The 15,064-nt window shown below is 63.9% G+C and carries 18 protein-coding genes and 1 pseudogene; 5 read left to right on the top strand and 14 right to left on the bottom strand.

Annotated elements, in window-relative coordinates:
* Positions 1–55 precede the first annotated feature (55 nt).
* Complete coding sequence (locus tag ACIOVF_RS07700) at positions 56–1,018, top strand: amino acid ABC transporter permease (protein ID WP_045193883.1); 963 nt, start codon at positions 56–58, stop codon at positions 1,016–1,018.
* Entirely contained in the window at positions 1,011–1,745 is a 735-nt protein-coding gene (locus tag ACIOVF_RS07695) for an amino acid ABC transporter ATP-binding protein (protein WP_038999651.1), read from the top strand. The genes ACIOVF_RS07700 and ACIOVF_RS07695 overlap by 8 nt, the downstream gene beginning before the upstream one ends.
* A 63-nt stretch (positions 1,746–1,808) precedes the next feature.
* Here ACIOVF_RS07695 and ACIOVF_RS07690 read toward each other — a convergent pair whose 3' ends face one another.
* The 11 genes and pseudogenes from ACIOVF_RS07690 to ubiE all read right to left on the bottom strand — a co-directional run bounded on the left by ACIOVF_RS07690 (position 1,809) and on the right by ubiE (position 9,777).
* The gene (locus tag ACIOVF_RS07690; protein ID WP_010222329.1) at positions 1,809–2,522 is read right to left on the bottom strand and encodes a methyl-accepting chemotaxis protein; all 714 of its coding nucleotides are present in this window, start codon (positions 2,520–2,522) and stop codon (positions 1,809–1,811) included.
* A gap of 141 nt (positions 2,523–2,663) precedes the next feature.
* Positions 2,664–3,725: pseudogene (locus ACIOVF_RS07685) on the bottom strand (methyl-accepting chemotaxis protein); the annotation flags it as partial.
* Between the two features lie 78 nt (positions 3,726–3,803).
* Entirely contained in the window at positions 3,804–4,511 is a 708-nt protein-coding gene (locus tag ACIOVF_RS07680) for a 16S rRNA (uracil(1498)-N(3))-methyltransferase (protein ID WP_401288583.1), read from the bottom strand.
* Positions 4,508–5,299, bottom strand: a complete 792-nt coding sequence (gene tatC / locus ACIOVF_RS07675; protein ID WP_045193879.1) for a twin-arginine translocase subunit TatC — start codon at positions 5,297–5,299, stop codon at positions 4,508–4,510. The genes ACIOVF_RS07680 and tatC overlap by 4 nt, the downstream gene beginning before the upstream one ends.
* Positions 5,296–5,679: a Sec-independent protein translocase protein TatB gene (gene tatB / locus ACIOVF_RS07670; RefSeq protein WP_401288578.1), complete on the bottom strand. Its 384-nt coding sequence runs from the start codon at positions 5,677–5,679 to the stop codon at positions 5,296–5,298. The genes tatC and tatB overlap by 4 nt, the downstream gene beginning before the upstream one ends.
* 3 nt (positions 5,680–5,682) lie before the next feature.
* The gene (locus tag ACIOVF_RS07665) at positions 5,683–5,952 is read right to left on the bottom strand and encodes a twin-arginine translocase TatA/TatE family subunit (protein WP_045193875.1); all 270 of its coding nucleotides are present in this window, start codon (positions 5,950–5,952) and stop codon (positions 5,683–5,685) included.
* Between the two features lie 25 nt (positions 5,953–5,977).
* Positions 5,978–6,313 (bottom strand): phosphoribosyl-ATP diphosphatase, encoded by a 336-nt coding sequence (locus ACIOVF_RS07660; RefSeq protein ID WP_010222337.1) that lies wholly within the window; start codon positions 6,311–6,313, stop codon positions 5,978–5,980.
* A gap of 1 nt (position 6,314) precedes the next feature.
* Positions 6,315–6,707 (bottom strand): phosphoribosyl-AMP cyclohydrolase, encoded by a 393-nt coding sequence (gene hisI, locus ACIOVF_RS07655; protein ID WP_038997556.1) that lies wholly within the window; start codon positions 6,705–6,707, stop codon positions 6,315–6,317.
* A 72-nt stretch (positions 6,708–6,779) separates the two neighbouring features.
* Positions 6,780–8,387 carry a ubiquinone biosynthesis regulatory protein kinase UbiB gene (ubiB, locus tag ACIOVF_RS07650; RefSeq protein WP_401288574.1) on the bottom strand — a complete coding sequence of 536 codons (1,608 nt, stop codon included), beginning with the start codon at positions 8,385–8,387 and terminating at the stop codon, positions 6,780–6,782.
* On the bottom strand, positions 8,384–9,007 hold the full coding sequence (locus ACIOVF_RS07645) for an SCP2 domain-containing protein (RefSeq protein ID WP_123564872.1): 624 nt from the start codon (positions 9,005–9,007) through the stop codon (positions 8,384–8,386). Before ACIOVF_RS07645 ends, ubiB begins: the two co-directional genes overlap by 4 nt.
* Entirely contained in the window at positions 9,007–9,777 is a 771-nt protein-coding gene (gene ubiE, locus ACIOVF_RS07640; protein ID WP_045193869.1) for a bifunctional demethylmenaquinone methyltransferase/2-methoxy-6-polyprenyl-1,4-benzoquinol methylase UbiE, read from the bottom strand. Before ubiE ends, ACIOVF_RS07645 begins: the two co-directional genes overlap by 1 nt.
* Before the next feature lie 124 nt (positions 9,778–9,901).
* Here ubiE and ACIOVF_RS07635 point away from each other — a divergent pair, with 124 nt between their 5' ends.
* From ACIOVF_RS07635 to ACIOVF_RS07625, 3 genes are all read left to right on the top strand, one after another.
* Positions 9,902–10,177, top strand: coding sequence for a polyhydroxyalkanoic acid system family protein (locus ACIOVF_RS07635; protein WP_045193867.1), 276 nt, complete (start codon positions 9,902–9,904; stop codon positions 10,175–10,177).
* A 220-nt stretch (positions 10,178–10,397) separates the two neighbouring features.
* A complete protein-coding gene (locus ACIOVF_RS07630) occupies positions 10,398–10,817 on the top strand; it encodes a phasin family protein (protein ID WP_045193865.1) in 420 nt (139 codons plus the stop codon).
* Positions 10,818–10,827: 10 nt separating this feature from the next.
* A complete protein-coding gene (locus ACIOVF_RS07625) occupies positions 10,828–11,628 on the top strand; it encodes a phasin family protein (protein ID WP_045193864.1) in 801 nt (266 codons plus the stop codon).
* Between the two features lie 117 nt (positions 11,629–11,745).
* Here ACIOVF_RS07625 and ACIOVF_RS07620 read toward each other — a convergent pair whose 3' ends face one another.
* The 3 genes from ACIOVF_RS07620 to phaZ form a co-directional block, all read right to left on the bottom strand.
* Positions 11,746–12,360: a TetR/AcrR family transcriptional regulator gene (locus ACIOVF_RS07620; RefSeq protein WP_045193863.1), complete on the bottom strand. Its 615-nt coding sequence runs from the start codon at positions 12,358–12,360 to the stop codon at positions 11,746–11,748.
* A gap of 13 nt (positions 12,361–12,373) precedes the next feature.
* Positions 12,374–14,056 carry a class II poly(R)-hydroxyalkanoic acid synthase gene (gene phaC / locus ACIOVF_RS07615; protein ID WP_093376960.1) on the bottom strand — a complete coding sequence of 561 codons (1,683 nt, stop codon included), beginning with the start codon at positions 14,054–14,056 and terminating at the stop codon, positions 12,374–12,376.
* Positions 14,057–14,175: 119 nt separating this feature from the next.
* Positions 14,176–15,027 carry a poly(3-hydroxyalkanoate) depolymerase gene (gene phaZ / locus ACIOVF_RS07610; RefSeq protein ID WP_045193860.1) on the bottom strand — a complete coding sequence of 284 codons (852 nt, stop codon included), beginning with the start codon at positions 15,025–15,027 and terminating at the stop codon, positions 14,176–14,178.
* Positions 15,028–15,064: the final 37 nt, after the last annotated feature.

Raw genomic sequence — 15,064 nt, 5'->3', positions numbered from 1 at the left:
TTGAAACCCGACGCGCAGGCTGGTCCTGCGCGTTCGCTTTTACGGAAGTACCCTCGTGATCAAACACAACAAAGCCCAGTGGCCCTGGCACGGGCTGACCGCGCTGGTCCTGATCGGCCTGGCGATCAGCCTGTATTACGCGACCTCGCTGATGTCCTACGAGTGGCGCTGGAACCGGGTGCCGCAGTATTTCGCCTACCAGGCCGAAGTCGCCCAGCGCGTGAGTGAAAACGGCACCATCGAAGCCATCGTCAGCAAGGGCGACATGGCCAGCGTCACCGTACGTGACGAGAGCGGTGGCGAGCAGGTCTTCGAGGTCGAGCAGGCCAGCGTACAGCTGTCGCGCGGCGACGATGTGGCCGAAGGCGACCTGATCGGCGTTACCCACCACTGGGCCGCGGGCCCGCTGGCCTGGGGCCTGTGGACCACGGTATGGATCTCGGTCGCCTCCGGTGTGCTGGGGCTGTTGATCGGCTTGTTTGCCGGGCTCTGCCGGCTGTCGAACAACCCGACATTGCGCGACCTGTCGACGGTCTATGTCGAGCTGGTGCGCGGCACGCCGCTGCTGGTGCAGATCTTTATCTTCTACTTCTTCATCGGCACCGTGCTCAACCTGTCCCGGGAGTTTGCCGGGGTGGCGGCGCTGGCGCTGTTTACCGGCGCCTACGTCGCCGAGATCGTCCGTGCCGGGGTGCAGTCGATTGCCAGGGGCCAGGGTGAAGCGGCCCGTTCGCTGGGCCTGAGCGCTGGCCAGTCGATGCGTCATGTGGTGCTGCCGCAAGCCTTCAAGCGCGTGCTGCCGCCGCTGGCCGGGCAGTTCATCAGCCTGGTCAAGGACACCTCGCTGGTCTCGGTGATCGCCATCACCGAACTGACCAAAAGCGGTCGCGAGGCGATCACCACTTCGTTCTCGACCTTCGAGATCTGGTTCTGCGTCGCCGGCCTGTACCTGTTGATCAACCTGCCGCTGTCGCACATGGCCAGCCGGCTTGAGCGGAGGCTTGCGCAAAGTGATTGAAGTCCGTGACCTGGTAAAAGTCTTCGATACCCGTGGGCAGGTGGTGCGCGCGGTCGATCACGTCAGCACCGACGTGGCCAAGGGCGAAGTGCTGGTAGTGCTCGGCCCTTCGGGTTCGGGCAAGTCGACCTTCCTGCGCTGCCTGAACGGCCTGGAGTCGTTCGATGAAGGCACCGTGGCCATCGACGGCCTGCAGTTGGCCGACCCGAAGACCGACGTCAACGCCTACCGCCGCGAAGTCGGCATGGTGTTCCAGCATTTCAACCTGTTCCCGCACATGACCGTGCTGGAGAACCTGTGCCTGGCGCAAAAAGTCGTGCGCAAGCGCGGCAAGGCCGAGCGCGAAGCCAAGGCCCGTGCGCTGCTGGAGAAGGTTGGTATCGCCCAGAAGGCCAACGAGTACCCATCACGCTTGTCCGGTGGCCAGCAACAGCGGGTGGCGATCGCCCGCGCCCTGGCCATGGACCCCAAGGTGATGCTGTTCGATGAGCCGACCTCGGCGCTCGACCCGGAAATGGTCGGCGAAGTGCTCGATGTGATGAAGACCCTGGCCCTGGAAGGCATGACCATGGTCTGCGTCACCCACGAAATGGGCTTCGCCCGGGAAGTGGCGGATCGGGTACTGTTCTTCGATCACGGCAAGCTGCTGGAAGATTCGCCGCCGGAGGCGTTCTTCACTTCACCCAAGGACCTGCGCGCCCAGGCGTTTTTGCGCCAGGTGCTCTAGGGCCTCATCGCGGGTCAAGCCCGCTCCCACTTATGTGGGAGCGGGCTTGACCCGCGATGCTTTCTACAGCTGGAACTTGCCGACCAGCGTCTGCAGATGCGTCCCCAACCGCGCCAGCTCGACGCTCGACGCCGCGGTCTCTTCACTGGCGGCCGAGGTCTGGTCCGACACGTCGCGCACATTCATCACGCTCCGGTTGATCTCTTCGGCCACCGCGCTCTGCTGCTCGGCAGCAGCGGCGATCTGCTGGTTCATCGCCTGGATCGACGACACGGTGCGGGTGATGGTTTCCAGCGAGGTGCCGGCGCGGCGGGTCAACTCGACGCTGCTGTCGGTCAGGCCGCGGCTGGCGTCCATGACCGTGGCAACCTGCTGGGTGCCGTTTTGCAGGCCGGCGATCAGCTGTTCGATCTCTTCGGTGGACTGCTGGGTGCGCTGGGCCAGGCTGCGTACTTCATCGGCGACCACGGCAAAACCACGCCCGGCTTCACCGGCGCGGGCGGCTTCGATGGCGGCGTTGAGGGCCAGCAGGTTGGTTTGCTGGGCCACCGACTTGATCACATCGAGCACGCTGCCGATCTTGTCGCTTTCGGCCTTGAGCTGGCCCATGGCTTCGCTGGAGTGGTTGACCTCGCTGGCCAGGCGCTCGATCTGGGCGATGGCTTCGCCGACCACCCGATCGCCTTCGCGGGCCTGCTGGTCGGCCATTACCGCCGCCTCGGAGGCTTCCTCGGCGTTGCGCGCGACTTCCTGCACAGTGGCGGCCATTTCGTTCATGGCGGTGGCTACCTGGTCGGTCTCGACCTTTTGATTGTTGACCCCGGCGCTGGTCTGCTCGGTGACTGCCGACAGCTCTTCGGCGGCGCTGGCGATCTGGGTGACGCCGTCACCGATGCCGCCAATCAGTTCGCGCAGGCTCACGGTCATGCGCTGCATGCTGCGCTGTAATTGGCCCAGCTCGTCACGGCGATCGACCTTGAGGTCGTGGCGCAGGTCGCCACTGGCGACGCGGTCGGCGGCGTTGAGGGTCTGGCGCAGGGGGATGACGATCTGCCGGGTAATCGCCCAGGCGGCCAGCAGGCCGAACAACAGGGCCAGCACGGTGGCCAGGGCTAGCATCGACTTGGCATGCTGCGACTCGGCATCGCGCAGGCCGGTGAGGGTGGTGGTCAGTTGCTGGCTTTGCTCGATCAGGCTCTGGCCGAGCACGATCATGTGCTGCGCGGCCTGCTCGGAGGCGCTTTGCGCATTGCCGAACTCGACCACCGCGCCACGGTAGTTGCCCAGGGCACGGGCGGCCTGGTTGAAGTTGCTGGTGTAACTGGCCGGCAGCACTTCGGCCAGGGTCTTGAGCTGCGAGGTGGCTTGGTCGATGGCTTCAAGCGCCGTTTGCTGGAACTCGGGCTTGCCGCTGTAGGTATAGCCACGCACCTGGAAGCGCGCCTGTTGCAGCAGTTTGCTGGCGCCGACCACGCTGTTGAACAGGTTCAGGTCGCTACCGCCGAGCAGTTGTTGCTCGACCTGGGCGATCAGCGCTGCGGCCTCGTCGGCGCTGCTGCCGAGCACGGCGCGAGCGGCTTCGCGCTGCTGGGCGGCTTTGTCGGCACTGGTCAGGGCCTGGTGGTACTGGCGCACGGCGTCGTGCTGCTGCTCGATACGGCGGCGGTTCTCGGGCAGGACAATACGTTGGTCGACCGCTTGCAGCTGGCGTTCAAGCGCCGCCAGGGCGTTGCTCAGACCCTGCGCTGCAGCCTCGTCGCCCTTGAGCTGGAAGCCCTGGCGGGCAATGCGCAGCTCCAGGGTGGCCTGGTGCACCTGGGAGATGCCGCCCAGGGTGTCGCCACGCTCGGTAATGCCGTTCAGGCCCTGCCAGCCGGTCAGGGTAATGGCCAGGGTCAGCAACAGGACCAGGCCGAAGCCGATGCCGAGTTTGAGATTGACGCTCACGTTACCCAGGTGCTGGGCTAACCAACGGTACATGGTGGGACTCCATTGCGATCGGCAGAGGCGATTATTGTTCTGGTGCCAATGCATCGGCCTGGAGCGGCAAAACTGAAGTCAGAACAAGCGTGCCAATAGCGCGGTGACCGCGGTCTCGACGCGCAGGATGCGTTCGCCAAGCTGTACCGGGGCAAGGCCAGCCTTGCCCAGCAGGTCAATCTCGTAGGGAATCCAGCCGCCTTCCGGGCCGATGGCCAGGGTAACGGGCTCGTTCAACCCGCGTGGGCACGGCGGGTACTGGCCAGGATGGCCAACCAGGCCGAGGGTGCCGGCGCTGATGGCTGGCAGGCGGTCTTCGACAAACGGCTTGAAACGCTTTTCGATGATGACTTCGGGCAGCACCGTGTCGCGGGTCTGCTCAAGGCCGAGGATCAGCTGTTCGCGGATCGCCTCGGGTTCGAGGAACGGTGTTTGCCAGAAGCTCTTTTCGACCCGGTAGCTGTTGACCAGGATGACCTTCGGCACGCCCATGGTGGCAACGGTCTGGAACACCCGGCGGAGCATCTTCGGCCGTGGCAGCGCCAGCACCAGGGTCAGCGGCAGTTTGGTCGGAGGCGGCTGGTCGAAACTGACCTTGAGTTCTGCTTCATGGCCTTCCAGGCGCAGGACTTCGGCCTGGCCCATCAGCCCGCCGATACGCCCGACCCGCAGGCTGTCGCCCACTGCCACGCGGTGGATTTCCTGCATGTGGGTGAAGCGCCGGTCAGCCAGCACCACACGGTCGGCCGCGATGAAATCGGCTTCTTCGAGTAACAGCAGGTTCACGGCTGGGTCGCTGGCGGCTGGTCGTTATGGTCGTCGGCAGCGTCTTGCGGATGCTCGCTGCGTTTGCGGATCAGCCCGCCAAACAGCACGCCGATCTCGAACAGCAGCCACATAGGCACCGCCAGCAGGGTCTGCGAGAAGATGTCCGGCGGGGTGAGGATCATGCCGACCACGAAGCAGCCGATGATCACGTACGGGCGGATCTTTCTCAGGTACTTCACGTCGACCACGCCGATCCACACCAGCAGCACTACGGCCACCGGGATCTCGAAGGCCACGCCGAAGGCGAAGAACAGGGTCATGACGAAATCCAGGTAGCTGGAAATGTCCGTCATCATCGACACCCCTTCCGGGGTGGCGCTGGCGAAGAAGCCGAAGATCAGCGGGAACACCAGGAAATAGGCGAAGGCCATGCCGGCGTAGAACAGGATGATGCTCGACACCAGCAACGGAATGGCGATGCGCTTTTCATGGCGGTACAGGCCCGGCGCGATGAAGCCCCAGATCTGCTGCAGGATCAGCGGAATGGCCAGGAACAGCGAAACGATCATGGTCAGCTTGAACGGCGTCAGGAACGGCGAGGCGACGTCGGTGGCGATCATCGTCGCGTTGGCCGGCAAGTGTGCGCGCAATGGCGCCGAGACCAGGGTGTAGATCTGCTGCGCGAAGGAAAACAGCCCGGCGAAGATCAGGAAGATGGCCGCGACGCAGCGCAGCAGGCGTGTACGCAACTCGGTGAGGTGCGAAACCAGCGGCATCGGCTGGTCGTTTTCCGGAATATCGCTCATGGGGCTCGCGGTGGCTGTGTCGGTTCGGTGGGCGCGCTGGTGGCTGGCGACGTGGGTTCGCTGCTGACCGGGGCGGGCGCCGGGGCGCTTTCGCTGGTAGCTGCCGGGGTTGCCGGTGGCTCGGGCGTGACGCTGTTGGGGTTGAGGATCTTGCGCGCTTCCTGCTCCATGGAGAGGATGTGCTCGTTGTGCAACTGACGACGGATGTCATCGGCGCCGATTTCGCGCTCGACCTCCTGCTTGATCGCATTGAAGCTGCGCTTGAGCCGGCCGATCCACAGCCCGGCGGTGCGCGCGGCACCCGGCAGGCGCTCGGGGCCGAGCACCAGCAGGGCCACCAGGCCCACGAGCAACAGTTCGCTGAAGCTGATCCCGAACATTGATCAATCTTTCCTGATCGGCTCTTCGACCTTGTGGGCCTGGCCGTCGATGGTCTGCGGCTGGTTCAGCGGCGAAGCGGCCTGGGGCTGGACCGGTTGCACTGGCGGTGGCGTCTGCTCGGCCGGCTTGGACTCTTCTTCGTTCATGGCTTTCTTGAAGCCCTTGATCGACTCGCCCAGGTCGCTGCCGAAGTTCTTCAGCTTCTTGGTACCGAACACCAGTACCACCACCACCAGCAGGACGATCCAGTGTTTCCAGTCAAAAATACCCATGGTGCAATCCCTCGAAATAATTCAGTTAGGCCGACGGCTGACGCGCTGCTTTCTCGGCGTGCCCGGACAGGCCGAAGCGGCGGTCCAGTTCGTCCAGCACCGCCTGCGGGTGCTGGCCCAGTTGGGCGAGCATGACCAGGCTATGGAACCACAGATCGGCGGTCTCGTAGATGACATCGCTGCAGTCGCCACTGTGGGCGGCGTCCTTGGCGGCGATGATGGTCTCGACCGACTCTTCGCCGAGCTTTTCCAGAATCTTGTTCAGGCCCTTGTGATACAGGCTGGCCACGTACGAGCTGTCGGGCTCGGCGCCTTTGCGCGCTTCCAGTACTTCGGCCAGGCGGGTCAGGGTGTCGCTCATGTCAGTGTCCTGCGCTGTAGATAGCATTCGGGTCCTTGAGGACGGGGTCGACGGTCTTCCACTCACCGTGCTCGAAGACCCGGTAGAAGCAGCTTTCGCGGCCGGTATGGCAGGCGATATGACCCAGTTGTTCAACCATCAGGATGATCACGTCGGCGTCGCAGTCCAGGCGCATTTCGTGCAGTTTTTGCACGTGGCCGGACTCTTCGCCCTTGCGCCACAGTTTGCCACGCGAACGTGACCAGTAGATGGCCCGCTGCTCAGCGGCGGTCAGCGCCAGCGATTCGCGGTTCATCCAGGCCATCATCAGCACGCGCCCGGTCTTGTGGTCCTGGGCGATAGCCGGTACCAGGCCATCGCTGTTCCAGTTGATCTCGTCCAGCCAGTCTTTCATCTTCGACTCCAAAACCGGGTTCGATCCTTCGCCGAACCCTTGCGCTAGTGTGCCAGCCAGCGGCCCGGCTGGCTATCGACGCACGATCAGGTAGAGGCCGGCGGCCAGCATCAGCCAGGCCGGCCAGGCAGCAGGGGCGCTGAGGCTCACCGCGCCGGCTGCCAGAGTGGCGCCGCCGCCAAGCAGGCCGGCACCGAGCAGGCGCAGGGCCCAGTGATCGCTCTTGTGCTGCCAGGGCGCTGGCGGGTCGGACAGGTGCGGCTGCGACATGCGTTCGAGCAGGTCGCGGGTCATGCCGGCCAGGTGCGGGATCTGCTCGACCTGGCCATGCAGGTTCTGCAGCAGGGTCTTGGGGCTGACGCGCTCGCGCATCCAACGTTCGAGGAACGGCTGGGCGGTGCTCCACAGGTCGAGGTCGGGGTACAGCTGGCGGCCCAGGCCTTCGATGTTGAGCAGGGTTTTCTGCAGCAGCACCAGCTGCGGCTGGACTTCCATGTTGAAGCGCCGCGCGGTCTGGAACAGACGCATCAGCACCTGGCCGAAGGAAATATCCTTTAACGGTTTTTCGAAGATCGGCTCGCACACGGTGCGGATCGCCGCTTCGAATTCGTTGAGCTTGGTCTGCGCCGGTACCCAGCCCGAATCGATGTGCAACTGCGCCACACGGCGGTAGTCGCGCTTGAAGAAGGCAAACAGGTTGCGCGCCAGGTAGTCCTGGTCCTCGGGGGTCAGGCTACCGACGATGCCGCAGTCGATGGCAATGTACTGCGGGCTCCACGGCTTGACCGTGCTGACGAAGATGTTGCCAGGGTGCATGTCGGCGTGGAAGAAGCTGTCACGAAACACCTGGGTGAAGAAGATCTCCACGCCGCGCTCGGCGAGCATCTTCATGTCGGTGCGCTGGTCGGCCAGGGTCGCAAGGTCAGTGACCTGAATACCGTAGATGCGCTCCATCACCAGCACTTTCGGCCGGCACCAGTCCCAGTAGACCTGGGGCACGTACATCATCTCCGAGCCTTCGAAGTTGCGCTTGAGCTGGCTGGCGTTGGCCGCCTCGCGCAACAGGTCGAGTTCGTCGTAGATGGTCTTTTCGTAGTCGTTGACCACTTCCACCGGGTGCAGCAGGCGCGCATCGGCCGAAACCCGTTCGGCACCGCGGGCGATCAGGAACAACCAGGCGAGGTCCTGGGCAATGATCGGCTTGAGGCCCGGGCGCACGACCTTGACCACCACCTCTTCACCGCTCTTGAGCTTGGCCGCGTGGACCTGGGCTACCGACGCCGAAGCCAGCGGCTCGACGTCGAAGCGGCTGAACACTTCGCTGATTTTCGCACCGAGCTGTTCTTCGATCAGGGCGATGGCTTTTTGCGGATCGAACGGCGGAACCCGGTCTTGCAGCAGCATCAGCTCATCGGCGATGTCTTCGGGCAGCAGGTCGCGGCGGGTCGAGAGCAACTGGCCGAACTTGATGAAGATCGGTCCCAGGTCCTGCAGCGCCAGGCGCAGGCGCGCGCCACGGCTAAGCTGCAGCTCCTTGCGCGGTAGCCAGCGCCAGGGCATGGCATAGCGCAGGCCCATCAGCCACCAGGGCAGGGGCAGGGCGAACAGCAGGTCATCGAGACGGTAACGGATCACGACGCGCTGGATGCGCAACAGACGGCGGACGGCAAGCAGCTTCATGCGTTATCGCTGGTATCAAGGGATCGGGCAAGGCGCTCGATGCGCGCCTCAAGGCGTTCAATATCGACTTTGAGCGTGTCGAGTTCGCTGAAACGGGCTTCGGCTTCGCGCTGGCCGACCAGGGTCCGGGCCTCTTCGGCGAGGTACTCGGAAAGGTTCTGGTTGAGCGCCGCCAGGCCCTGGCGGGTCCAGTTGGCGCGGCTGCGCAAGTGGCCGCTGAGCAGTTGCGTGGCGACCGGGCCGAGCCAGCGCGAGACTTCGTACTCCCAGTCGAGCTCCAGGTCCTGCAGTACCGCCACCAGGTCGAGCAGCACCGCACTGTCGCCTTCAAGCTCGACCTGCGGGCTGTGCAACACGGCGCTCTTGTCCTGGCTCAGGGCCAGGCGCAGCAGGCTGCTGGCCGGCGCGCGCAAGGTGCAGTCGGCCTCATTGGCCCAGTGCGTGGCAAGCATCAGGCCTTCGTCACTGGGCAGGATGAACAGCTGCAGGGCCGGCTGGCGGCAGTCGATGGCAATCACCTTGCCGTCGAGCGGGCGCAGGCGCGGCAGCGCTGTGCTGTCCAGGCGCAAAACACGGTTGAGGCCGTGTTCGACGCTGGCGAGCAGGCCGGCCAGGAGCATCAGGGCTTGATTCCGCGGTGCAGGGCGACGATGCCGCTGGTCATGTTGTGGTAGGTGACGCGGTCGAAACCGGCCTCGACCATCATCGCCTTGAGGGTTTCCTGGTCAGGGTGCATGCGGATCGATTCGGCCAGGTAGCGATAGCTTTCCGAGTCGTTGGTGATCAGCTTGCCGGCCAGCGGCATGAAGGCGAACGAATAGGCATCGTAGACCTTGGACATCAGCTTGTTGGTCGGCTTGGAAAATTCCAGCACCAGCAGGCGGCCGCCGGGCTTGAGCACCCGCAGCATGGAGCGGATGGCGTCTTCCTTGTGGGTGACGTTGCGCAGGCCGAAGGCGATGGTCACGCAGTCGAAATGGTTGTCCGGGAACGGCAGTTTTTCAGCGTCGGCCTGGACGAACTCGATGTTGCCGGCCACGCCGCGGTCGAGCAGGCGGTCGCGGCCAACCTTGAGCATCGACTCGTTGATGTCGGCCAGTACCACCTGGCCGGTGGGGCCGACCAGTTGCGAGAACTTGGCCGCCAGGTCGCCCGTGCCGCCCGCGATGTCGAGCACCCGGTTACCCGGACGCACGCCCGACAGCTCGATGGTGAAGCGCTTCCACAGGCGGTGCATGCCGCCGGAGAGCACATCGTTCATCAGGTCGTACTTGGCCGCCACCGAGTGGAACACCTCGGCGACTTTCTCGGCCTTCTGGCTTTCCGGCACGTCTTTGTAGCCGAAGTGGGTGGTGGGTTCGGCGTGGTCGCCTTTGCGCTGATCGTTCATATCGCTTCACCGGAAAAAATTACTGGCCATTCTAGGGCGTACGGTCGGATTTGTCTTGGCGGGGTGTGTCGCAGGTGGGGCGCGGGCATAATATAAGTATGCCTTCGAACCCAGGATTGAATGAATGACCCAGATCAGCGTTGAACGCAAACACAGCCTGGGCCGCGACGCGGCCCGGCAAAAGGCCGAGGCCCTGGTCGACAAGCTGGCCCGCGAATACGACCTCAAGGCCAGCTGGAACGGCGACAGGGTCGAGGTCAAGCGCAGCGGCGCCAACGGCAGCGTGCAGATTGGCGAGGACAGCATCAAGGTCGAGCTGAAGCTGGGCATGATGCTGTCGATGATGAGCGGGACCATCAAAAGCGAAATCGAGCGGGCGCTGGATAAGGCGCTCGCCTAGCGGCTCAAGTGGGGAGCTGCAAGCTTTAAGCTGCAAGTGGTTCGCGGTGAGTGGGAGGGGCACGACAGTTTCAAGATCACCGCTGCCTTTCTTGCCGCTTGAAGCTTGTCGCTGCCCCCTTTATTAGTGTGCCAATTCTAATTTTTCCCCCTACCTTGTGCTCAAGCCCAACTTCCCTGGGCAGTTCCTCCATTTCCGTTCAGAGCGTGAGGTGCAGAGCATGGCCAAAGTTATCCTGAAGAAAAAAGACGACGCCCAGCGCACGTTGGGTGAAGTGCGCAGCTACGCGCGCAAGATCTGGCTGGCAGGCCTCGGGGCTTACACCCGGGTCGGCCAGGAAGGTGCCGACTACCTGAAAGAGCTGGTCAAGGCCGGTGAATCGGTAGAAAAACGCGGCAAGAAAAAGCTCGATGCCAAGGTCGATGCCGCCAACTCCGAGATCGATTCGGTGAAGGGCGAACTGAGCAGCGTGAAGGGCAAGGTCGAGGTTCAACTCGACAAAATCGAAAAGGCTTTCGACACACGGGTCGCGAGCGCCTTGAATCGCATCGGCATTCCGTCTAAACATGACGTGGAGACACTCTCTGTCAAGCTCGATGAGCTCACGGCATTGCTTGAACGTGTCGCACGTAAACAATAAGGAGAGCGGGATGGCTGGCAAGAAGAATACTGAAAAAGAAGGCAGCTCCTGGGTCGGGGGGATCGAGAAGTATTCCCGCAAGATCTGGCTGGCTGGTTTGGGTATCTACTCCAAGATCGATCAGGATGGCAGCAAGGTGTTTGACAACCTGGTCAAGGAGGGTGAGAAAGCTGAAAAACTCGCCAAGGGCTCTGTCGACTCCGCCAAGGCAACCGCCAAGTCGGCGACCTCGCGCATCAGCGACGTCAAGGACCGCGCCCTGGGCAAGTGGGACGAGCTCGAAGGTGCTTTCGACAAGCGCCTTAACAGTGCGATCTCGCGTCTTGGCGTACCGAGCCGCAGTGAGGTCAAGGCGCTGCATTCGAAGGTCGATACGCTGACCAAGCAGATCGAGAAGCTGACCGGTGCATCGGTTACGCCTATCTCGAAGAAACCGGCAGCGAGCAAGACCGCAGCCAAGCCATTGGCCAAGGCTGCAGCGAAACCTGCGGCCAAGCCTGCAGCCAAGCCAGCAGCGAAAACTGCGGCGGCAAAACCTGCAGCCAAGCCAGCGGCGAAAACCGCAGCGGCTAAACCTGCGGCCAAGCCAGCAGCCAAACCGGTAGCAGCCAAGCCTGCAGCCAAACCGGCTGCGGCGAAGAAGCCGGCAGTGAAAAAGCCAGCGGCCAAGCCAGCAGCTAAACCTGCAGCGGCGAAGCCGGCGGCCCCTGCGGCCAGCGCTGCACCGTCGCCAAGCCCGGCGCCAGCAGCCAGTGCTGCAGCGGTCGCACCGGCGTCGTCGCCATCGGCAAGCCCGACCAGCCAGGCCTGATTTCAGGCGGCTGTCAGTCTACGCCCGGCCTTGTGCCGGGCGTTTTCATTATGGGTGTTGTACCGGGTTTGTGGGAGCCGGCCTTGCCGGCGAACGGGCTGCGAAGCAGTCCTAGGGTCAGCCATCCAGATACCTCAAGGCCAGCTGCTCTGCCGCATACCGCGACCCCGCCTCCAGGTGCGGCGCCACCAGCATCATCACCTGGTAGACCACCACTCCGACTTCACCTTCGCGAGCCAGCACCCGTTGGTAATCGAGCGAGAACAGCAGGGTCAGGGTGATCTGTTCCACCAGTTGCCCCAGCGCCCGCGTATCGCTGAGCACCTGGCCCTGGGCCTTGAGGCTGGCCAGCAGCGCCGCCAGGGTGCGCTTGAGCGCGTTGAGCAGGTTGCGCATGCCGCGGGCCAGCTTGGGCAGGCGCCCGGTCAGGTTCGACAGGTCCTGGAACAGAAACCGGTACTGGGCCATGCGCTCGACGATCAAGTGCAGGAACAGCCAGTAGTCCTCAGCATCCAGGCGCACTTCCAGCGGCGGGTCGAGCAGCGGCGTGAGCTCGTCCTCGAAGCGTTCGAACAACCCCAGCACCAGCGGCTCCTTGCCGTGGAAGTGGTAGTAGAGGTTGCCCGGGCTGATGCCCATTTCGTTGGCAATCTCCAGGGTCGAGACATTCGGCTCGCCCTGGCGGTTGAACAGTTGCAGGGCACATTCGAGGATACGGTCGCGGGTTTTCATCCGTTCTTCTTGTTCAGCGCGCCTGCACGTAGCTGCCGGGCGCGGGGTCCATGGGAGGGTAGTTCTGGTTGCCGAGGGCCATCAGGGTTTCGCGCTGCACGCCGGAGCGTGCCTGAATCCACTCCAGCCACTGCGGCCACCAGCTGCCGTCGACCTGCTTGCCATCGTAGAGCCAGGCCCGCGGGTCGCTGCTCAGGCGCGGGTTGTCGACGTAGTGCGCCTTGGGGTTGCCCGGCGGGTTGATGATGCTTTGCACATGGCCGCTGTTGGCAAGGATGAAGCGCTTGTCGCCGCCGAGCAGTGCCGCCGAGCGGTACACCGCATCCCAGGGGGTGATGTGGTCGTTGCTGCCGGCGACGCTGAAGCTGTCGACGTTGACCTTCTGCAGGTCGATCGGCGTGCCGCATACCTCAAGGCCTGCGGCGCGGGCCAGCGGGTTGTGCTTGAAGAAGTCCAGCAGGTCGCCGTGCAGCGCCGCCGGCAGGCGGGTGTTGTCGTTGTTCCAGTAAAGGATGTCGAACGCCGGTGGCGCCTTGCCCAGCAGGTAGTTGTTGACCCAGTAGTTCCAGATCAGGTCGTTGGGGCGCATCCAGGCGAACACCCGGGCGATCTCGCGGCCATCGAGCACGCCTTGCTGGTAGGAACGGCGCTTGGCCGCTTCGAGGGTCTGCTCGTCGGCGAACAGGCTTGCCGGGCTGTCGATCTGGCTGTCGAGCAGGCTGACCAGGTAGGTGGCGCTGCTGACCCGGCGCAGTTGGCGCTTGGCTTGCAAATGGCCTTGCAGCGCCGCCATGGTCAGGCCACCGGCACAGGCGCCCATGAGGTTGACCTCGCGGCTGCCGGTGATCGCCCGGCACACGTTGAGTGCTTCCTCCAGCGCCTCGACATAACTCGACAGGCCCCACTCACGGTGGCGCGGGTCGGGATTGCGCCAGCTGATCATAAAGGTCTGCAGGCCGTTCTTGAGCATGTACTGGACGAAGCTGTTGGCCGGGCTGAGGTCGAAGATGTAGAACTTGTTGATCTGCGGCGGCACGATCAGCAACGGCCTGGCGTACTGTTTTTCGCTCATCGGCTTGTACTGGATCAGTTCCAGCAGCTCGTTGCGAAACACCACCGAGCCCGGCGTGGTGGCCAGGTTACGGCCGACTTCGAAGGCCTGCGGATTGACCTGGCGCGGCAGACCGTCGTTGTGGCGCAAATCATCGAGCAGGTGGTTGATGCCGCGCACCAGGCTCAGGCCGCCGGAGTTGAACAGCTCCTTGACCGCCAGCGGGTTGAGCAGCGAGTTGCTCGGCGCCACGGCATCGTTGAGCAGGGTGAACAGAAAGTGTGCGCGGGCGCGATCATCGGGTGCCAGCTGGCTTTCGTCGATCCACAGGCGGGTCTGCTTCTGCCACGCCAGGTAGGCCTGCAGGCCGCGACTGTAGAGCGGGTTCTGGCTCCAGGCGGGGTCTTTGAAGCGGTTGTCGCGAGGGCCGGGCTGGTAGGGCGTTTCACCCAGCAGCACCTTGCCCAGCTGACCGCCCAGGGCGAGCATGTGCTTGGCGGTATGCAGCGGATGGCGTAAGCCATGACGGCTGACGCTGCGCAAGGTCGAGAGCAGGTCGCGGCCGCGCAGACCGCTGATTGCACTCTGCACGTTCATATAGGTGGCGGGGACCGGTAGCGATCCCTTAGCGGGTTTGTCTTTCATCAGGCAACACTCCGTCGTCAGGCCATCAACAAACACATCAATGCAAGAGCGACACCAACCTCACGCCGCGCACCCGGGGTGCCTGGCATCCTGCCATGGGCTCGGGTGTGGCAGGCGTCTCAGCTGCTGGGGGCGGGCCGAGGGTGCATGACGGCGCGTTGGCGCTCTTGCTGGAGAAACTTCATGATGATCGGGGCGACGGCCTCGGCCCGGGTGATCAGGAACAAGTGGCCGTCGTCGATTATGTGTAGCTGGGCATTGGGAATTCGCCAGGCCAGCAGGCGCATGTTGATCAAGGGAATCAACGGGTCATCGTCACCGGCCAGCACCAGGGTCGGCTGCTGGATCTTGTGCAGCCAGTGAATGCTGGTCCAGCCAAGCCCGGCGAACAGTTGCCAGTAGTAACCGAGCTTGCCGCCTGAGCGCACCTTGGCCGCGTGCGACAGGGCCAGGTCCGGGTCCCGGCGAAAGGCGCCGCCGTAGATCTGCGGGGCGATGCGGATCACATGGGACGGTTGCACGTAGCGCCTTGGGCTGGCCATCAACCACAACACCTTGGGCTTGCCCGGCACCATCACCGCGCCAGCGGCGGTGGCGGCCAGCACCAGTTTCTTGCAGCGCTCGGGGTAGTCATGGGCGAACTGCTGGGCCAGCGCCCCGCCCCAGGACACGCCAATGACATTGACCTGGCCATAGTCGAGGTAGTCGAGCATGCGCGCGGTAAGCTTGGCCAGGCCCGGAAAACGGTAGGGGTGGCGCGGGGTCGATGAACCGCCGACCCCCGGCACGTCGAAAGCAATTACCTCAAGGTCCGGGTCCAGGGCCTGGATGAAGGGGAACACCAGCTCCAGGTTGGCGCCGATGCCATTGAAGATCAGCAAGGGCGTCAAGTGCGGCTTGCCGGGTCGGACGGCGGTGCGGATGGTCTGGCCATCCAGGTCGACGGTCCTGAAAATATACGGTTGCGGCATGCGCGAAGCCCTGTGGTGGATAAACGCCGCAGCCCTC

It is taken from the genome of Pseudomonas sp. NPDC087612 (genome assembly GCF_044743505.1).
GTDB lineage: Bacteria > Pseudomonadota > Gammaproteobacteria > Pseudomonadales > Pseudomonadaceae > Aquipseudomonas.
The sequence above is the reverse complement of the archived record's forward strand: the minus strand, read 5'-3'. Positions and strand labels throughout refer to the sequence as shown.

Bases quoted from the DNA above. Each gene is read 5' to 3' on its own strand.
- ACIOVF_RS07690 (WP_010222329.1), bottom strand. From the start codon at position 2,522: ATGAACGAAATGGCCGCCACTGTGCAGGAAGTCGCGCGCAACGCCGAG.
- tatC (WP_045193879.1), bottom strand. From the start codon at position 5,299: ATGAGCGATATTCCGGAAAACGACCAGCCGATGCCGCTGGTTTCGCAC.
- tatB (WP_401288578.1), bottom strand. From the start codon at position 5,679: ATGTTCGGGATCAGCTTCAGCGAACTGTTGCTCGTGGGCCTGGTGGCC.
- ACIOVF_RS07665 (WP_045193875.1), bottom strand. From the start codon at position 5,952: ATGGGTATTTTTGACTGGAAACACTGGATCGTCCTGCTGGTGGTGGTG.
- ACIOVF_RS07660 (WP_010222337.1), bottom strand. From the start codon at position 6,313: ATGAGCGACACCCTGACCCGCCTGGCCGAAGTACTGGAAGCGCGCAAA.
- hisI (WP_038997556.1), bottom strand. From the start codon at position 6,707: ATGAAAGACTGGCTGGACGAGATCAACTGGAACAGCGATGGCCTGGTA.
- ubiB (WP_401288574.1), bottom strand. From the start codon at position 8,387: ATGAAGCTGCTTGCCGTCCGCCGTCTGTTGCGCATCCAGCGCGTCGTG.
- ACIOVF_RS07645 (WP_123564872.1), bottom strand. From the start codon at position 9,007: ATGCTCCTGGCCGGCCTGCTCGCCAGCGTCGAACACGGCCTCAACCGT.
- ubiE (WP_045193869.1), bottom strand. From the start codon at position 9,777: ATGAACGATCAGCGCAAAGGCGACCACGCCGAACCCACCACCCACTTC.
- ACIOVF_RS07635 (WP_045193867.1), top strand. From the start codon at position 9,902: ATGACCCAGATCAGCGTTGAACGCAAACACAGCCTGGGCCGCGACGCG.
- ACIOVF_RS07630 (WP_045193865.1), top strand. From the start codon at position 10,398: ATGGCCAAAGTTATCCTGAAGAAAAAAGACGACGCCCAGCGCACGTTG.
- ACIOVF_RS07625 (WP_045193864.1), top strand. From the start codon at position 10,828: ATGGCTGGCAAGAAGAATACTGAAAAAGAAGGCAGCTCCTGGGTCGGG.
- ACIOVF_RS07620 (WP_045193863.1), bottom strand. From the start codon at position 12,360: ATGAAAACCCGCGACCGTATCCTCGAATGTGCCCTGCAACTGTTCAAC.
- phaC (WP_093376960.1), bottom strand. From the start codon at position 14,056: ATGAAAGACAAACCCGCTAAGGGATCGCTACCGGTCCCCGCCACCTAT.
- phaZ (WP_045193860.1), bottom strand. From the start codon at position 15,027: ATGCCGCAACCGTATATTTTCAGGACCGTCGACCTGGATGGCCAGACC.